The organism is Pseudomonas sp. AKS31 (assembly GCF_023634765.1).
In the GTDB taxonomy this organism is placed as follows: domain Bacteria; phylum Pseudomonadota; class Gammaproteobacteria; order Pseudomonadales; family Pseudomonadaceae; genus Aquipseudomonas.
Window position 1 is genome coordinate 326,659 of the sequence record NZ_JAMLFX010000003.1, and the last position, 16,220, is coordinate 342,878.

Consider the following 16,220-nt stretch of genomic DNA (forward strand, 5'->3'; position numbering starts at 1 on the left):
TATCTTTTTTTCCTTCATTGCTAGCCGTCCGTCCTTTGCCAGCGCTAGTCTGTGTCTTTCCGATAGGAGTTTTTTGATGTCCGCGCCTTCTGTTTTGATTGCCGGTTGTGGTGATGTCGGCAGTCGTCTGGCCAAGCAATTGCTGGCGGCTGGCTGGGAAGTTCATGGCTTGCGCCGGGATGTTTCGAAGCTGCCTGAGGGGGTGATCGGCGTTGCCGGCGACCTGTTCAATGAGGACTGCCCGGCGACCTGGCCAGTGGGTGCCGTGGACTATCTGGTGTATTGCGCGGCAGCCACCGATCACGATGAAGCCGGTTATCGCGCCGCTTATGTGCAGGGTTTGCAGAATGTCCTGAGCTGGCTGGAGGATTATGGTCAGGTGCCTGAGCGGCTGCTCTTTGTGTCCAGCAGCAGTGTGTATGGGCAGCAGGATGGTGCGTGGGTGGATGAGAAATCAGAGACCGTCGCTGCCGGTTATTCCGGGCGCTTGATGCTGGAGGCGGAGCAGGTGGCGCTCAACAGCGGCATCCCGGCGAGCGTCCTGCGCCTGACCGGGATTTACGGCCCGGGCCGCGAATGGCTGCTGACCCAAGTGCGTCGCGGCTATCGCGTGGCGGTTGATCCGCCGCTGTATGGCAACCGGATTCACGCTGATGACGCGGCGGGATTGCTGGCGTTTCTGCTGGAAAAGTCGCGACAGGGCGTGCAATTGGAGCAGATTTACATCGGTGTCGACGATGCACCGGCGCCGTTGGCCGAAGTGGTGGCCTGGTTGCGTGAGTACCTGGGCGTAACCGAATGGGCGGAAGACGCCAGCGTTCGGCGCACCGGCAGCAAGCGTTGCAGCAATGCCCGGGCTAGAGCGTTGGGCTGGACGCCAATGTACCCAAGCTATCGCGAGGGCTATGCCGCGATCCTCGAAGGTAAATGCTGACTTTTTAACAACACAAAAACAACTGTGGGAGCGAGCCTGCTCGCGAAAGCGGTGTATCAGGCAATATTACTTTGACTGACACACTGCTTTCGCGAGCAGCCTCGCTCCCACATTTGATCTTCAGTGGTTTCAGAAGCGGGTTACTGCTTCTCCAGCAACCACTTGCGCTCGCCCGGCGTGTATTGCGGCATTTCATCCGCCAGCGCCGTGTTCACTGCCTGGAAAATCTCCAGTTCCTTGCCCTTGCGCGCAAAGATATAGGCATTGCCCTGACCGTTGAGCTGCAACCACATGTTGTCGTTGGTGCTGCTCATCGACGCGCAATCGCCCGCCAGACACAAGGCATAACGGTCGGCGCCCGGCAGGCCGGATACTTGACCGTCAGCCTGGAACTGCACGGTGCCGCCTTCGCCCTGACCGCTGGCGATTGTCCAGTTGCCGCCCATGTAGGCGGAATACAGCGCACGTTCGAAACTGGCGCCGATCGGTGCGCCTTCCGGCACCGGAATCTGCGCACGGTCGAAGACCTGCTCGGGTTCGTTCTCGCTGGCGGCTTGCTGCAGTTGCCCGCCGTCGCGTTTCAGCTCACTGGCGGAGCTGCCATAGAAGTCGACTTTCCAGGCGCCGGATTCCTCACCCAGCAGCCGTCCTTCGACGTTCTCAAAACCGTTGGTGTAGCGGGCCTGGCCGGCCTTGGTGTTGACGTCCCACTCAAGGTTCGGGCCGTAAGCCTGAAGCGCTTCGCGCAGCGGGCCGCCCTTGGCTGCGGCATCGATTGCCACCTGGTTGATCCAGGTGCCGCTGATGTCACGGTCGGCAGGGTTGCTGGCGCAGCCGCCGAGGAAAATGGCGAGCAGCGGGAGAGCTAGCGCTTTGCGCATGGTGGAATCCTTTCAAAACCTTTTCTTGCTGAGCAGTCGGCGCGGCGTTTGAAGGCCGCGCCGTGCGCATCACTCGATGACCAGAATGGCATCCATTTCAACCTGCGAACCCTTCGGCAGGGCAGCCACGCCGATGGCGGCACGGGCCGGGTATGGCTGGTCGAAGTATTTGCCCATGATCTCGTTGACCTTGGCGAAGTGGCTCAGGTCGGTGAGGAAGATGTTCAGTTTGACGATGTCCTTGAACGAACCGCCAGCGGCTTCGGCGACGGCTTTGAGGTTCTCGAACACCTGGACGGTCTGGGCTTCGAAGCCTTCAACCAGTTCCATGGTTTTTGGGTCCAGAGGAATCTGACCCGACATGTAAACGGTGTTGCCTGCCTTGATCGCCTGGGAGTAAGTACCGATGGCGGCCGGGGCCTTGTCGCTGGTGATTACGGTTTTGGTCATATATGACTCCTTGTAATAGGCAGGTTATGCACGCATGCGGGTGATGCGGATCACTCCGGTCAAGGCGCGCAGCTTCTTGATCACGCGGGCCAGGTGCACACGGTCGTGGACGCTGACCACCAACTGGACCACGCTGATGCGACCATCGCGTTCGTCCATGCTGATTTTCTCGATATTGCCGTCGGCTGCGTTGACGCTGCTGGCCAGCAGGGCGATCAGGCCGCGCTGGTGTTCCAGCTCGACGCGCAGTTCGACGTTGAATTCGCCGGTGACATCCTTGGCCCACGAGAGCTGGATGCATTTTTCCGGGTTGTGCCTGATTTCGCTGATGTTGCGGCAGTTGTCCAGGTGCACGACCATGCCTTTGCCCGCCGACAGGTGCCCGACGATCGGGTCGCCCGGGATCGGCGTGCAGCACTTGGCGTAGCTGAGTACCAGGCCTTCGGTGCCGCGAATCGCCAGTGGGCCTTCCGGGCTTGGCAACTGTTCGCCTTCGCCAAGCAGGCGGCGGGCGACCACATAGGCCATGCGGTTACCCAGGCCAATGTCTTCGAGCAGGTCTTCGATCAGTTCGAGGCGGTACTCGGTGAGCATGGCTTTGACGCGTTCGGCCGGGATTTTCTCCAGCGCGCTGTCGAAACCGTTGAGCACTTTGTTCAGCAAGCGTTCGCCGAGGCTGATGGACTCGGAGCGACGTTGCAGTTTCAGCGCGTGGCGGATGTGCGTGCGCGCCTTGCCGGTCACCACGAAATTCAGCCACGCCGGATTCGGCCGTGCGCCGGGGGCGCTGACGATCTCCACTGTGGAGCCGCTTTGCAGCGGTTCGGACAACGGTGCGAGACGACGGTTGATCCGGCAGGCAATGCAGCTGTTGCCGACGTCGGTGTGCACCGCGTAGGCAAAGTCGACCGCCGTGGAGCCTTTCGGCAGCTCCATGATCCGGCCCTTGGGCGTGAACACGTAGACCTCGTCCGGGAACAGGTCGATCTTCACGCTCTCGATGAATTCCAGCGAGTTGCCGGCACGTTGCTGCATTTCCAGCACGCCTTTGACCCACTGGCGGGCGCGGGCATGGGTGCCTTTCGGCTGTTCGTCACCGCTGGACTTGTACAGCCAATGGGCGGCGATGCCGTTGTTGGCCATCTCCTCCATTTCGCGGGTGCGGATCTGGATCTCGATCGGTACGCCGTGCATGCCGAACAGCGTGGTGTGCAGCGATTGATAGCCGTTGGCCTTGGGGATCGCGATGTAATCCTTGAAGCGACCCGGCAGCGGTTTGTACAAATTATGTACAGCGCCCAGCACGCGGTAGCAGGTATCGACCTTGTCGACGATGATCCGGAACGCGTAGACGTCCATGATCTCGTTGAAGGCCCGACGCTTGCCGCGCATTTTCTTGTAGATGCCGTAGAGGTGTTTCTGGCGACCGCTGACTTCGCCCTGGATGCCATCGATAGCGAGGCAATGGCCGAGGGACTCTTCGATTTTGTTGACGATTTCCTTGCGGTTGCCCCGGGCGCGCTTGACCGCCTGGTAGATCCGCGCGGAACGCATCGGGTGCATGGCCTTGAAGCCGAGGTCTTCGAATTCGATGCGGATCGCATGCATGCCCAGCCGGTTGGCGATGGGCGCGTAGATTTCGAGAGTTTCCTTGGCGATCCGGCGGCGTTTTTCCCCGGACAGCACTTCCAGCGTGCGCATGTTGTGCAGGCGGTCGGCGAGTTTGACCAGGATCACGCGAATGTCGCGCGCCATGGCCATGGCCATTTTCTGGAAGTTTTCGGCTTGGGCTTCGGCCTTGGTCTCGAAGTTCATCTGGGTCAGTTTGCTGACCCCGTCGACCAGTTCGGCCACGGTTTCACCGAACTGCGCTTGCAGTGCTTCTTTGGCGATACCGGTGTCTTCGATCACGTCATGCAGCATTGCGGCCATCAGGCTTTGATGGTCCATGTGCATGTCGGCAAGAATATTGGCCACGGCAAGAGGATGCGTGACATACGCCTCGCCGCTGCGACGGCGCTGACCGTCATGGGCTTGTTCGGCGTAGAAATACGCTCGGCGGACCAGGTTGACCTGGTCGTTGCCGAGGTAGGTCGATAAGCGATCGGCGAGGGCGTCTATGCTCGGCATGATAAATCCTGCCGCAAGCTGTGATCCCGCGCCGTGCTACGTCGACCAGGCATAGGCTTAGACGGCCTCGTTGGACTCGTCCTCGAACGAAGCGAAGATCGGGTCTTCGTGGACGATTTCCTGCTCGGCGATGAACTCGTAGCTCATCAGGCCTTCAGCGATTTCACGCAAGGCGACAACAGTCGGCTTGTCGTTTTCCCACTGGACCAGTGGCTCTTTGCCGCCGGTGGCCAGTTGACGGGCACGCTTGGTAGAGAGCATGACCAGCTCAAAGCGGTTTTCCACGTGTTCTAGGCAGTCTTCAACGGTTACGCGGGCCATGGTATTCCTCGGAGCGAATGCAATATGCGCGCTGCCCGGTTGGGCGAGCGGACTCAACAGTTTAAAAAATCACCAGCGATTAGGGAAGCGCTGATTTTTTGACCAAGCCCTTCAACGCGCTGCAAGCACCAATGTAAAGCGCTTGCAGCTGTTTTGGGAAGTGCTGATTATCCGAGCAATTCGGCCAGCAACTTGCCGAAACGTACTTGCTGGCGTTTCTGCTGGAGTTGATTGGCGCGAAAAATCGCCTTCAGATCGTCCAGTGCATGAGCAAAATCGTCGTTGATGATCAGGTAGTCGTATTCGACGTAATGGCTCATCTCGCTGACGGCTTCGCGCATCCGCCCGTCGATGATCTCGTCGCTGTCCTGGCCACGATTGGTCAGACGCTGGTGCAGGGCCTGCAGCGACGGCGGCAGGATGAAGATCGAGCGTGCTTGCGGCATCAGCTTGCGTACTTGCTCGGCGCCTTGCCAGTCGATTTCCAGAATCAGGTCGTGACCTTCGTCCAGCGTGTGCTGCAGGCGGCTTTGCGAGGTGCCGTAGAAGTTGCCGAAGACTTCGGCGCGTTCAAGGAAGTCGCCGTGCTCGCCCATCTTCACGAACTCTTCACGGGTCACGAAGTGGTAGTTCACGCCGTCCACTTCACCCGGACGCATCGCGCGGGTGGTGTGGGAGATCGAAACGCGGATCTCCGGATTGGTGTCGGTCAACGCCTTGACGAGGCTGCTCTTGCCTGCGCCCGAAGGCGCGGAAATGATGTACAGGGTGCCGGTGCTGTGGGTCATGTCGGGGTAGCCTTACTCAATATTCTGCACTTGTTCGCGCATCTGCTCGATCAACACCTTGAGGTTGACGGCGGCTTGGGTGCTGCGCGGGTCGAAGGCCTTGGAGCCCAGTGTGTTGGCTTCGCGGTTGAGTTCCTGCATCAGGAAGTCCAGGCGCCGACCGGCGGCCCCGCCGGACTTGAGCACCCGGCGCACTTCGATGATGTGAGTGCTCAGGCGATCCAGTTCTTCGGCCACGTCGCTTTTTTGCGCGAGAATGACCATTTCCTGTTCGAGACGCTGCGGATCCAGCTCGGCCTTCATGTCGGTGAAACGATCGAGGACTTTCTGGCGCTGGGTGGCGAGCATCTGCGGTACCAGTTCACGCAGGGTCACGACGTCTTCTTCAATGGAGGTCAGGCGCTCGTTGATCAGCCGTGCCAGCTCCGCGCCTTCGCGCTCGCGGCCGGCCTTCAAGTCTTTCAGGCCTTGATTGAACAGCGCCAGTGCGTCGGCATTCAGCGCCTGCGGGTCGGTTGCATCGCCCACCAGTACGCCGGGCCAGGCCAGCACTTCCAGTGGATTGAGGGCGCCAGGGTTCTTGATCAGGCCGGCAACGGTCTCGGCCGCAGCGACCAGTTGCGCGGCGCGCTCGCGATCGACTTGCAGGGTTTTGCCGGTGCTTTCTTCGGTGAAACGCAGGGTGCATTCCAGTTTGCCCCGTGACAGGCCTTGACGCAGCGCTTCACGCACCGCGCCTTCAAGGTCGCGAAACGACTCGGGCAAACGCAGGTGAGGTTCAAGGTAGCGGCTGTTGACCGAGCGCAGCTCCCAGCTCAGGGTGCCCTGTGCGCCGGCTTTTTCGACGCGGGCGAAGGCGGTCATGCTGTGCACCATGGCGGTGACCTCGCAATGCAGATCGGCGCAGCAGGATGTTCCGCAGGCTCGATATCAATGAATTTAAGCCGACTGGCAGCAAAGGCGCAGGATTGTAGCGCAGTGCGGCGAATGCGCCCAAACACACGGTGTGACAAAGGGCTGCAGCCCGTCGGTAATGGGTGTTGCAAGGCCTTCGGTCGTCGCTCGGGTTTTTAACGAGTGCCCAGGCGCGGTGCAGCGCTCTATAATGCTCGGCAGTTTTCCGTCCCCAGTACAGGTATCTCCTATGAAACGTCCAAGTGGTCGCGCTGCCGATCAGCTCCGCTCGATCCGCATTACCCGCAACTACACCAAACACGCCGAGGGATCCGTACTGGTCGAATTCGGTGATACCAAAGTCATCTGCACCGTCAGCGTCGAAAACGGCGTGCCGCGCTTCCTCAAGGGCCAGGGTCAGGGTTGGTTGACCGCCGAGTACGGCATGCTGCCGCGTGCTACCGGCGAACGTAACCAGCGTGAAGCGAGCCGTGGCAAACAGGGCGGTCGCACCCTCGAAATCCAGCGTCTGATCGGCCGTTCCCTGCGCGCTGCGCTGGACATGTCCAAGCTGGGCGACGTGACTCTGTACGTCGACTGCGACGTGATCCAGGCTGACGGTGGTACGCGCACGGCTTCGATCACCGGCGCCATGGTTGCACTGGTTGATGCGCTTAAAGTGATCAAGAAACGTGGCGGCCTGAAGGGCGGCGATCCGCTCAAGCAAATGATCGGTGCCGTATCGGTCGGTATGTATCAGGGCGAGGCTGTGCTGGATCTGGACTATCTTGAAGATTCCGCCGCCGAGACTGACCTCAACGTAGTGATGACCAGCACCGGTGGTTTCATCGAGGTGCAGGGCACGGCCGAAGGCGCGCCGTTCCAGCCTGAAGACTTGAACGCCATGCTGGAGCTGGCCAAGCAAGGCATGAACGAAATCTTCGAACTGCAAAAGGCTGCACTGGCCGACTGAGCAGGTTGTTAACCGCAAGGAGGACGCGATGAGTGAAGAGCAAGAATTGCTGCCCAAGCCGAGCCAGCAAGTTCGCCAATGGGCAATGTTTTGTCACTTGTCCGCCTTGCTGGGGATCTGGATTCCTTTCGGCAATCTGATCGGGCCACTGATCCTCTGGCAAATGAAGCGTGAAACGGACCCGTTCATCGACGCTCAAGGCAAGGAGGCGCTGAATTTTCAGATCACCGTCGCCATTGCTTCGTTGATCTGCTTCCTGCTGATGGTGCTGATCATCGGGTTTTTTCTGTTGGGGATACTGGCTATCGGCGCGTTGGTTTTGACGATCATTGCAGGGGTGAAGGCCAATGAAGGTTTTCCATACCGTTATCCATTCACCTGGCGGTTGATCAAATAAACATCTCACAACGTTTAAAAAATGCCCTGACATGTCAGGGCATTTTTGTTTGTGCAGCAAAATTAAGTTTCGCCGTATGTAGGGATAATCTGTTTGCGATGAGTGACAAGTAACATTTTATATTAATGGTCTGATTACACTTTTAGTCACAACTGCACTGCCTTGGTTAGGGTCTATATCCTTGGAATCAGAGTGGGTGATTGTTAAAGTTGCCGGGTTAATACTTCTCTTGAAATATTAAGATATATTCAAGCCATCGAAGGTTCTTGAATTCCACAGCAATCAGTGTTGAGACAATCAGCCGGTTCATGGGCGGATGCAGGTAAAAAGTTCGCCTCTGAATATATAGTCAAGAATAATTCCAATGATTCAGCTCGATTTTTACGGAACGCTTGTGGCCGCGTCTTTAGTGCTTCTACTGGGGCGCGGGCTGGTCAGGCGTGTTGGGTTCATGCGCAGTTACAATATCCCCGAGCCTGTAGCGGGCGGCCTGGTAGTTGCCATGATCTTATTGCTGCTGCGAACATTCGATATTGAAGTTCGCTTTGATACTTCTCTTCAGACACCGTTGATGCTGGCCTTTTTCGCCACCATTGGTTTGAGTGCAGACTTTGCCAGTCTGAAGAAAGGTGGCCGGATAGTGGGGATATTTCTTCTGGCGGTCGCCGGGTTGTTGGTCGTGCAGAATGCGATGGGTATTGGCCTGGCAACAATGCTCGGGCTTGACCCTTTGATGGGCCTGCTGACCGGATCGATCACCCTGGCGGGCGGTCATGGCACCGGTGCTGCGTGGGGTACGGTATTCAGCGAGAAGTACGGTCTGGCCTCGGCGTCCGAACTGGCGATGGCTTCTGCGACGTTTGGCCTGGTGCTGGGCGGTTTGATTGGCGGACCGGTCGCGCGGTTGCTGATCAAGCGTGTGGAAGTGCCGGGTTGCCAGCAAGAGGATGCGCCACGTTTGCCAAAAGGTTTTGAGCAGCCGAACAAGGAGCGCTCCATCACGCCATTTTCGTTTGTTGAAACCCTCGCGTTGATTGCAGTGAGCTTGCTGGCCGGCAATCTGTTGAATGGCTTGCTGCAAGGGACTGCGTTCGAACTGCCGACATTCGTCTGCGTCTTGTTCGTCGGCGTGGTGCTGCGCAACAGCCTTTCAGCGCTGGGTTTGTATCAAGTGTTTGAACGTGAGGTTTCGGTGCTGGGGAATGTCAGTCTCTCGCTGTTTCTGGCAATCGCCCTGATGTCACTCAAGTTGTGGGACCTGGCGGCATTGGCGTTGCCGATCTTCATCATCCTGGCAGTGCAGGCGCTGGTTATGGCGTTGTTCGCGATTTTCGTGACATTCCGGGTGATGGGTCGCAACTACGATGCAGCCGTGCTGGCCGCGGGACATTGCGGTTTCGGTTTGGGTGCGACGCCGACCGCCATTGCCAACATGCAAGCGGTGACGCAGCGCTATGGTCCTTCGCAGATTGCGTTTCTGGTGGTGCCGATGGTCGGAGCGTTTTTCATCGACATTATTAATGTCATCGTGATCAAGCTGTACCTGATGCTGCCTTTCTTCGTCGCAGTCTGAGTTCGATTCGCTTCGAGCGCAGGCACAAAAAATGCCCGTATCTCGCGATACGGGCATTTTTTAACGTTCGAATCGACGCTTAGATGGTCAGCGTCCAGTCGTAGTCGACGATCAGCGGCGCGTGCTGCGAGAACCGTGGCTGACGTGGCAGGCGCGCACTGCGCACGAAGCGCCGCAGGCCTGGGGTCAGGATCTGATAGTCGAAGCGCCAGCCCAGATTGAGCATCTCGGCCTGTTCGTTGTCCGGCCACCAGCTGTACTGGTCGCCTTCGCGGCTGACTTCGCGCAGCGCATCAACGTAGCCCATGTTGCCGACAATCTCGTCCATCCAGGCGCGTTCTGGCGCCAGGAAGCCCGGGGATTGCTGGCTGTCGCGCCAGTTCTTGATGTCGAGCTTCTGCTGCGCCACGTACAGCGAGCCACAATAAATGTACTCGCGACGTTTGCGCCGCTGTTTGTCCAGGTACTTGCCGAAGTCGTCCATGAGCTTGAACTTCTGGTTCAAGTCCTCATCGCCGTTCATCCCCGAAGGGAGCAGCAAGGTGGCAATACTGACTTTGTCGAAATCTGCTTGCAGGTAGCGCCCGTAGCGGTCGGCCGTCTCGAAACCGAGACCGCTGATGACAGCCTTCGGTTGCAACCGCGAGTACAAAGCCACGCCGCCTTGGGCAGGGACTTCAGCATCGCAGGCATAAAGGAAGTAGCCATCCAGTTGGAAGGCTGGGTCATCCAGTTCAAAGGCGGAGGCACGGGTGTCCTGCAGGCAGATGACGTCGGCATTCTGTGCTTGCAGCCAACTGAGCAAACCACGCTCGACTGCAGCCTGAATACCATTGACGTTCACACTGATGATCCGCATAAATGGCCCCAAAAATCGCGTGCGTGTATGATACACGGCGTCAAGCTAATTAGCTAAATCCGTGGTATTTGGGGTTTTTTTCATGCAAGCGTATCAGCGCGATTTCATTCGTTTTGCCATCGATCGCGGCGTTTTGCGCTTCGGTGAGTTCACCCTGAAGTCCGGGCGCACCAGTCCTTACTTCTTCAATGCCGGCCTGTTCAACTCGGGTTCGGCCCTCGCGCAGCTGGGGCGTTTCTACGCTGCAGCCATTGTCGAGAGCGGCATCCCCTTCGACGTTCTGTTTGGCCCGGCCTACAAAGGCATCCCGTTGGCAGCGACCACAGCTGTCGCGCTGGCCGAGCATCACGACCGTGATTTGCCATGGTGTTTCAACCGCAAGGAAGCCAAGGCCCACGGCGAGGGTGGCAGTCTGGTCGGGGCGCCGTTGACTGGCGACGTGCTGATCATCGATGACGTGATCACCGCCGGCACGGCAATCCGCGAAGTGATGCAGATCATCGCGGCTCAGGACGGCGCCAAGGCGGCCGGTGTGCTGATCGCGCTGAACCGTCAGGAGCGTGGCAACGGTGAGTTGTCGGCGATCCAGGAAGTCGAGCGCGACTTCGGCATTCCGGTGATCAGCATTGTTTCGTTGAATCAGGTGCTGGAGTTCTTGGCTGACGATCCGCAGCTCAAGCAGCACCTGCCAGCCGTGGAAGCCTACCGCGCACAGTTCGGCGTTTAACGGCGGAGCACTGTGGAAGGCCTTCACATTCAATATTGATGTGATGCAGAGACCGCTTTCGCGAGCAGGCTCGCTCCCACAGGAATTGCAGTGCAAAAAAAGACCCCGCTCAGCCTGGCTGAGCGGGGTCTTTTTGTTCGCGTCTGCGCTTACGGACGCTTGCGATTGCTGATCAGCGTGCCCACACCGGTATCGGTGAAGATTTCCAGCAGGATCGCGTTCGGCACACGACCGTCGATGATCAACGAGCTACCCACACCGCCCTGAACCGCTTCCAGTGCGCAACGGATCTTCGGCAGCATGCCGCCGTAGATGGTGCCGTCGGCGATCAGGTCGTCGACCTGCTGCGTGCTCAGACCCGTCAACACGGTGCCCGACTTGTCCATCAGGCCGGCGATGTTGGTCAGCAGCATCAGCTTCTCGGCTTTCAGCGCTTCGGCAACCTTGCCGGCCACCAGGTCAGCGTTGATGTTGTACGACTCGCCGTTTTCACCGACGCCGATCGGTGCAATCACCGGGATGAAGTTGCCTTTGACCAGCAGGTTCAGCAGCTCGGTGTTGATACCGACCACTTCGCCTACCTGGCCGATGTCGATGATTTCCGGTTGGGTCATCTCCGGGGTCTGGCGAGTCACCGTGAGCTTCTTCGCACGAATCAGCCCGGCATCTTTACCGGTCAGGCCGATAGCGCTGCCGCCGTGACGGTTGATCAGGTTGACGATGCTTTTGTTGACCTGGCCGCCGAGGACCATTTCCACCACATCCATGGTCGCGGCGTCGGTGACGCGCATGCCATCGACGAAGTGGCTTTCGATCGACAGGCGCTTGAGCAGATCGCCGATCTGCGGGCCGCCGCCGTGAACGACCACCGGGTTGATGCCCACGGCTTTCATCAAGACGATGTCGCGCGCAAAGCCGGTCTTCAGCTCCTCGCTTTCCATCGCGTTGCCGCCGTATTTGATCACCAGAGTCTTGCCGACATAACGTCGGATGTAAGGCAACGCTTCGGACAGGACCTGGGCGGTGTGGGCGGCGGCTTCGCGTTCGAGGGTCATTCAGGGCTCCGGGTGAATCAGAACGGTAGTTGGAGATCAGGTGCAACGCGTTTCAGTTGGGCGTGGAACACATCCTTGATGCGCTGCAATTCAGCCTCGTCATCGGCCTCGAAACGCAGCACCAGCACCGGAGTGGTGTTGGATGCGCGCACCAGGCCCCAGCCTTTGGCGTAATCGACTCGCACGCCGTCAATGGTGGTCAGGTCAGCGCCTGGGCCCCACTGCGCGTCGTGCAGTGCATCAATGATGCTGAATTTGCTCTCCTCGGTCACATGGATATTGATTTCCGGCGTAGAAATATCGTTCGGGAAGGTCGCAAACAGCTCTTCCGCGGTGGATTTTTCCTTGCTGAGGATCTCCAGCAGCCGTGCGGCGCTGTAGATGCCGTCGTCGAAACCGAACCAGCGCTCCTTGAAGAAGATGTGCCCGCTCATCTCACCGGCCAATAGAGCACCGGATTGTTTCATTTTCTTTTTGATCAACGAATGACCAGTCTTCCACATGAGCGGACGACCACCGTATTCCTTGATCAACGGCACCAGGCGGCGGGTGCATTTGACGTCGAAGATGATTTCCGCGTCCGGGTTGCGCGCCACCACGTCGCGGGCGAACAGCATCAGCAGGCGGTCGGGGTAAACGATACTGCCGGTGTTGGTCACCACACCGACGCGGTCACCGTCGCCGTCGAAAGCCAGACCGATATCGGCGTTAGTTTCCTTGACCTTGGCGATCAGGTCGACAAGGTTCTCAGGCTTGCCCGGATCCGGGTGGTGGTTCGGAAAGTTGCCGTCGACTTCGCAGAACAGCGGGATGACTTCGCAGTTCAGCGCTTCGATCAGTTGCGGGGCGATCACGCCGGCCGCGCCGTTGCCGCAGTCGACCACGACCTTCATGCGCCGCGCCAGTTTGATGTCCTGGACGATTTCGGTGTTGTAGCGGTCGAGGATCTCGACCTGGGTGACACTGCCCGTGCCGCTGCTCAGGTTGTTGGTCTTGAGGCGCTCGTGCAGGGCCTGGATTTGTTCGTTGGCGAGGGTGTCGCCGGCGATGACGATCTTGAAACCGTTGTAGTTCGACGGGTTATGGCTGCCGGTGAGCATCACCCCGGACTTGCCGGCCAACACGTTGGCGGCGTAGTACAGCGCCGGCGTCGGCACCAGGCCGACATCGCTGACGTGGCAGCCGCTTTCGGCGATTCCGCGGATCAGTTCTGCGACCAGCTCAGGACCGGACAAGCGGCCATCCCGGCCGACGGATACATTCGGCTCGCCTTGGGCCAGGCTCTGCGAACCGATGGCGCGGCCAATCCAGTAAGCGGTTTCGGCATTGAGGAATTCCGGCACGGTGCCGCGAATGTCATAGGCGCGGAAAATGCTGTCAGGCAGCTTCGGGGCGATCTTGGCTGGGGTGCTCATCTACGGAAATGCTCCATCTCGAAAGTGGCGGGACAGACCGACGAATCGTTCGACGGCAGGCTCAAACTGAAGGGTATGACGGCGTTTTCCACGGAGAGTTCGTGGTATGAAAGGGCCATGATGCCTCGGCGGGCGTGGCTTTCGGCCGGCAAAACCTTGATTTACGGTGTTAAAACCTGTCGTTGAAAATGCACAAATTTCCCCTGCAGGGGCTGCCGAAGGCTGCGATCCTTTGACTTTGTTTTTTAAGATCAAGATCAAGAGATCGCAGCCTGCGGCAGCTCCTACAGGAGATTCATCCGGTTACTTGGTGCCGGTGTGGCCAAACCCGCCAGTGCCGCGTTCGGTTTCGACGAACTCTTCAACCATTTCGAAGTGCGCCTGCACCACCGGCACCAGCACCAGTTGCGCCAGACGTTCGCCGACTGTCATGGTGAAATCGGTCTGGCCACGGTTCCAGCAGGACACCATCAGCGGGCCCTGATAATCGGAGTCGATCAGCCCGACCAGGTTGCCGAGCACGATGCCGTGTTTGTGGCCCATGCCCGAGCGCGGCAGGATCAGCGCGGCGAGATTCGGATCACCGATGTAAACCGACAGCCCGGTGGGGATCAGCACGGTTTCACCCGGTTTGATCACGATGTCCTGTTCCAGCATGGCGCGCAGGTCGAGGCCGGCGGAGCCTGGCGTGGCGTATTGCGGCAGCGGGAATTCGGTACCGATGCGTGGGTCGAGGATCTTGGCTTGCAAAGCGTGCATGTAAATTAAACCTGGTTCAGACGTTCGGCGATAAAAGTGACCAGTTGGCGAGCGATCTTGCTCTTGCTGGTCTGGGCGAAAACAGTGGCGTGTAGCGCACGGTCAATTACGCTGCAGGCGTTTTCTTCGCTGTTGAAACCGATGCTCGGGTTGGCGACGTCGTTGGCGACGATCAGATCGAGATTCTTGTCCTTCAGCTTGCGTGCAGCGTAGTCGAGCAGGTGTTCGGTCTCGGCGGCGAAGCCGACACTGAACGGGCGGTCAGGACGGGTCGCGATGGTGGCCAGGATGTCCGGGTTGCGCACCATTTGCAGGACGAAGCCGTCACCGCTCGTAGGATCTTTCTTGAGTTTTTGCGGGGCAACCACTTCCGGGCGGTAGTCCGCGACTGCTGCCGAGGCGATAAATACGTCGCACGGGATCGCCGACTCACAGGCCGCGAGCATGTCGCGGGCGCTGACCACGTCGATGCGCGTGACGCGATCCGGCGTCGGCAGGTGCACCGGGCCGCTGATCAGCGTGACGCGGGCGCCGGCTTCCACCGCTGCTTCGGCGAGGGCAAAGCCCATTTTGCCGGAGCTGTGGTTGGTGATGTAGCGCACCGGGTCGATGTTTTCCTGAGTCGGGCCGGCGGTGATGACGACGTGTTTGCCAGTCAGCGCCTGGCGCTGGAAGCAGTCTGCCGCGCATTGTGCGAGGTCGGTGGCTTCCATCATCCGGCCCATGCCGACGTCGCCGCAGGCCTGGCTGCCCGAGGCCGGGCCGAATGTCTTCAGGCCACGGCTTTCCAGGAGTTGCAGGTTGGCCTGGGTCGCCGGATCGCGCCACATCGCCTGATTCATTGCCGGCGCGACTGCCACAACGGCGTCGGTGGCCAGCACCAGGGTGGTCAGCAAATCGTTGGCGATGCCTTGGGCCAGGCGGGCGAGCAGGTCGGCGGTGGCTGGGGCAATCAGCACCAGGTCGGCCCATTTCGCCAGTTCGATGTGGCCCATCGCGGCTTCGGCAGCCGGGTCGAGCAGGTCGAGGTGCACCGGGTGGCCGGACAGCGCTTGCATGGTCAGCGGGGTGATGAACTCGGCGCCGCCATGGGTCATGACCACGCGCACTTCGGCGCCCTGGTCGATCAGGCGACGAACCAGATCGGCGCTCTTGTAGGCCGCGATGCCGCCGCCGACGCCCAGAACGATGCGTTTCCGATACAGCCGCTGCATAGGTCTGCCTTTCATTTCGTGGGTGACATACGTGGCGAACCCCCCTCCCCAGGGTGAATTCGCCCGCAAAAAAGATGGGCTACGATATCACAGCGACCGCTACGGAACAGCGGCGCCCACAGACAGGGAATGTGTATGAGTATTCGCGATTGGCCTGCGGCGGAACGGCCGCGGGAAAGGTTATTGGAACACGGCGCAGCGAGCCTTTCGGACGCTGAATTACTGGCGATTTTTCTGCGCACCGGGTTGCCTGGGAAAAGCGCCGTGGATCTGGCGCGACACCTGTTGGCACAATTCGGCAGCCTGCGATTGCTGCTTGAAGCCGATCAGAACGCATTCAGTAAACAATTGGGGCTCGGCCCCGCAAAGTTTGCGCAACTGCAAGCAGCTCAGGAAATGAGCAAGCGCCATCTGGCCGAGCGATCGCGGCAAAAACCGGCACTGGAAAGCCCTCAGGTCGTGCGCGATTACCTGAAAGCGATGCTGCGTCACGAGCCGCACGAGGTGTTTGGTTGCCTGTTTCTCGACTCCAAACATCAAGTGTTGACCTTCGAAGCGCTGTTTCGCGGTTCGATCGACAACACCAGCGTGCATCCTCGGGAAGTGGTGAAGCGTGCGTTGGCCAACAACGCCGCAGCGGTGATCCTCTGCCACAACCATCCATCGGGGAACACCGATCCGAGCCAGGCCGATCGGTTGCTGACCAAGCGTCTGCAAAAGGCGCTGGAGCTGATTGATGTGCGGGTGCTGGATCACTTCATCATCGGTGACGGCGAGCCGCTGTCGATGGCGGAATGTGGCTGGATGTAACTCTCAAGGACAAACACTGAACCCCTGTAGGAGTGAGCCT

Annotated in this window: 16 protein-coding genes and 1 pseudogene; 6 read left to right on the top strand and 11 right to left on the bottom strand. The window is 59.3% G+C overall.

The features are described from left to right. Positions 1 to 76 precede the first annotated feature (76 nt). On the top strand, positions 77 to 934 hold the full coding sequence (locus M9827_RS12455) for an SDR family oxidoreductase (RefSeq protein ID WP_250605668.1): 858 nt from the start codon (positions 77 to 79) through the stop codon (positions 932 to 934). A gap of 140 nt (positions 935 to 1,074) precedes the next feature. Here M9827_RS12455 and M9827_RS12460 read toward each other — a convergent pair whose 3' ends face one another. The 6 genes from M9827_RS12460 to M9827_RS12485 all read right to left on the bottom strand — a co-directional run bounded on the left by M9827_RS12460 (position 1,075) and on the right by M9827_RS12485 (position 6,380). Continuing rightward, a complete protein-coding gene (locus tag M9827_RS12460; protein WP_250605669.1) occupies positions 1,075 to 1,815 on the bottom strand; it encodes a putative periplasmic lipoprotein in 741 nt (246 codons plus the stop codon). 69 nt (positions 1,816 to 1,884) lie between these two features. After that, positions 1,885 to 2,265 carry a deaminase RidA gene (gene ridA, locus M9827_RS12465; RefSeq protein WP_003229509.1) on the bottom strand — a complete coding sequence of 127 codons (381 nt, stop codon included), beginning with the start codon at positions 2,263 to 2,265 and terminating at the stop codon, positions 1,885 to 1,887. A 24-nt stretch (positions 2,266 to 2,289) separates the two neighbouring features. After that, on the bottom strand, positions 2,290 to 4,395 hold the full coding sequence (gene spoT, locus M9827_RS12470) for a bifunctional GTP diphosphokinase/guanosine-3',5'-bis pyrophosphate 3'-pyrophosphohydrolase (RefSeq protein WP_064589822.1): 2,106 nt from the start codon (positions 4,393 to 4,395) through the stop codon (positions 2,290 to 2,292). A gap of 57 nt (positions 4,396 to 4,452) precedes the next feature. Beyond that, positions 4,453 to 4,716 (bottom strand): DNA-directed RNA polymerase subunit omega, encoded by a 264-nt coding sequence (gene rpoZ / locus M9827_RS12475; protein WP_250605670.1) that lies wholly within the window; start codon positions 4,714 to 4,716, stop codon positions 4,453 to 4,455. A 167-nt stretch (positions 4,717 to 4,883) separates the two neighbouring features. Further along, positions 4,884 to 5,504 (bottom strand): guanylate kinase, encoded by a 621-nt coding sequence (gmk, locus tag M9827_RS12480; RefSeq protein WP_102669403.1) that lies wholly within the window; start codon positions 5,502 to 5,504, stop codon positions 4,884 to 4,886. A gap of 12 nt (positions 5,505 to 5,516) precedes the next feature. Beyond that, a complete protein-coding gene (locus tag M9827_RS12485) occupies positions 5,517 to 6,380 on the bottom strand; it encodes a YicC/YloC family endoribonuclease (protein WP_250605671.1) in 864 nt (287 codons plus the stop codon). A gap of 268 nt (positions 6,381 to 6,648) precedes the next feature. On the opposite strand from M9827_RS12485, the gene rph reads away from it, so the two are divergent. The 3 genes from rph (at position 6,649) to gltS (ending at position 9,341) form a co-directional block, all read left to right on the top strand. Further along, complete coding sequence (gene rph / locus M9827_RS12490) at positions 6,649 to 7,371, top strand: ribonuclease PH (RefSeq protein ID WP_016985814.1); 723 nt, start codon at positions 6,649 to 6,651, stop codon at positions 7,369 to 7,371. Positions 7,372 to 7,399: 28 nt separating this feature from the next. After that, positions 7,400 to 7,768, top strand: coding sequence for a DUF4870 domain-containing protein (locus M9827_RS12495; RefSeq protein ID WP_250605672.1), 369 nt, complete (start codon positions 7,400 to 7,402; stop codon positions 7,766 to 7,768). 364 nt (positions 7,769 to 8,132) lie between these two features. After that, on the top strand, positions 8,133 to 9,341 hold the full coding sequence (gltS, locus tag M9827_RS12500; RefSeq protein ID WP_250605673.1) for a sodium/glutamate symporter: 1,209 nt from the start codon (positions 8,133 to 8,135) through the stop codon (positions 9,339 to 9,341). Positions 9,342 to 9,420: 79 nt separating this feature from the next. Here gltS and crc read toward each other — a convergent pair whose 3' ends face one another. Next, positions 9,421 to 10,200 carry a catabolite repression control protein Crc gene (gene crc / locus M9827_RS12505; RefSeq protein WP_007920349.1) on the bottom strand — a complete coding sequence of 260 codons (780 nt, stop codon included), beginning with the start codon at positions 10,198 to 10,200 and terminating at the stop codon, positions 9,421 to 9,423. An 82-nt stretch (positions 10,201 to 10,282) separates the two neighbouring features. Here crc and pyrE point away from each other — a divergent pair, with 82 nt between their 5' ends. Then, a complete protein-coding gene (gene pyrE / locus M9827_RS12510; RefSeq protein WP_250605674.1) occupies positions 10,283 to 10,927 on the top strand; it encodes an orotate phosphoribosyltransferase in 645 nt (214 codons plus the stop codon). A gap of 149 nt (positions 10,928 to 11,076) precedes the next feature. Here the strand turns inward: pyrE and argB are convergent, their stop codons facing one another. The 4 genes and pseudogenes from argB to coaBC form a co-directional block, all read right to left on the bottom strand. After that, positions 11,077 to 11,982, bottom strand: coding sequence for an acetylglutamate kinase (argB, locus tag M9827_RS12515; protein WP_003229488.1), 906 nt, complete (start codon positions 11,980 to 11,982; stop codon positions 11,077 to 11,079). Positions 11,983 to 11,999: 17 nt separating this feature from the next. Beyond that, positions 12,000 to 13,376 (bottom strand): annotated as a pseudogene (locus tag M9827_RS12520) (phosphomannomutase/phosphoglucomutase); the annotation flags it as partial. A 324-nt stretch (positions 13,377 to 13,700) separates the two neighbouring features. Then, positions 13,701 to 14,156, bottom strand: a complete 456-nt coding sequence (gene dut / locus M9827_RS12525; protein ID WP_016985816.1) for a dUTP diphosphatase — start codon at positions 14,154 to 14,156, stop codon at positions 13,701 to 13,703. 5 nt (positions 14,157 to 14,161) lie between these two features. After that, positions 14,162 to 15,370, bottom strand: coding sequence for a bifunctional phosphopantothenoylcysteine decarboxylase/phosphopantothenate--cysteine ligase CoaBC (gene coaBC, locus M9827_RS12530; RefSeq protein ID WP_095119812.1), 1,209 nt, complete (start codon positions 15,368 to 15,370; stop codon positions 14,162 to 14,164). A gap of 135 nt (positions 15,371 to 15,505) precedes the next feature. Here coaBC and radC point away from each other — a divergent pair, with 135 nt between their 5' ends. Next, positions 15,506 to 16,180, top strand: coding sequence for a RadC family protein (radC, locus tag M9827_RS12535; protein ID WP_250605675.1), 675 nt, complete (start codon positions 15,506 to 15,508; stop codon positions 16,178 to 16,180). Positions 16,181 to 16,220: the final 40 nt, after the last annotated feature.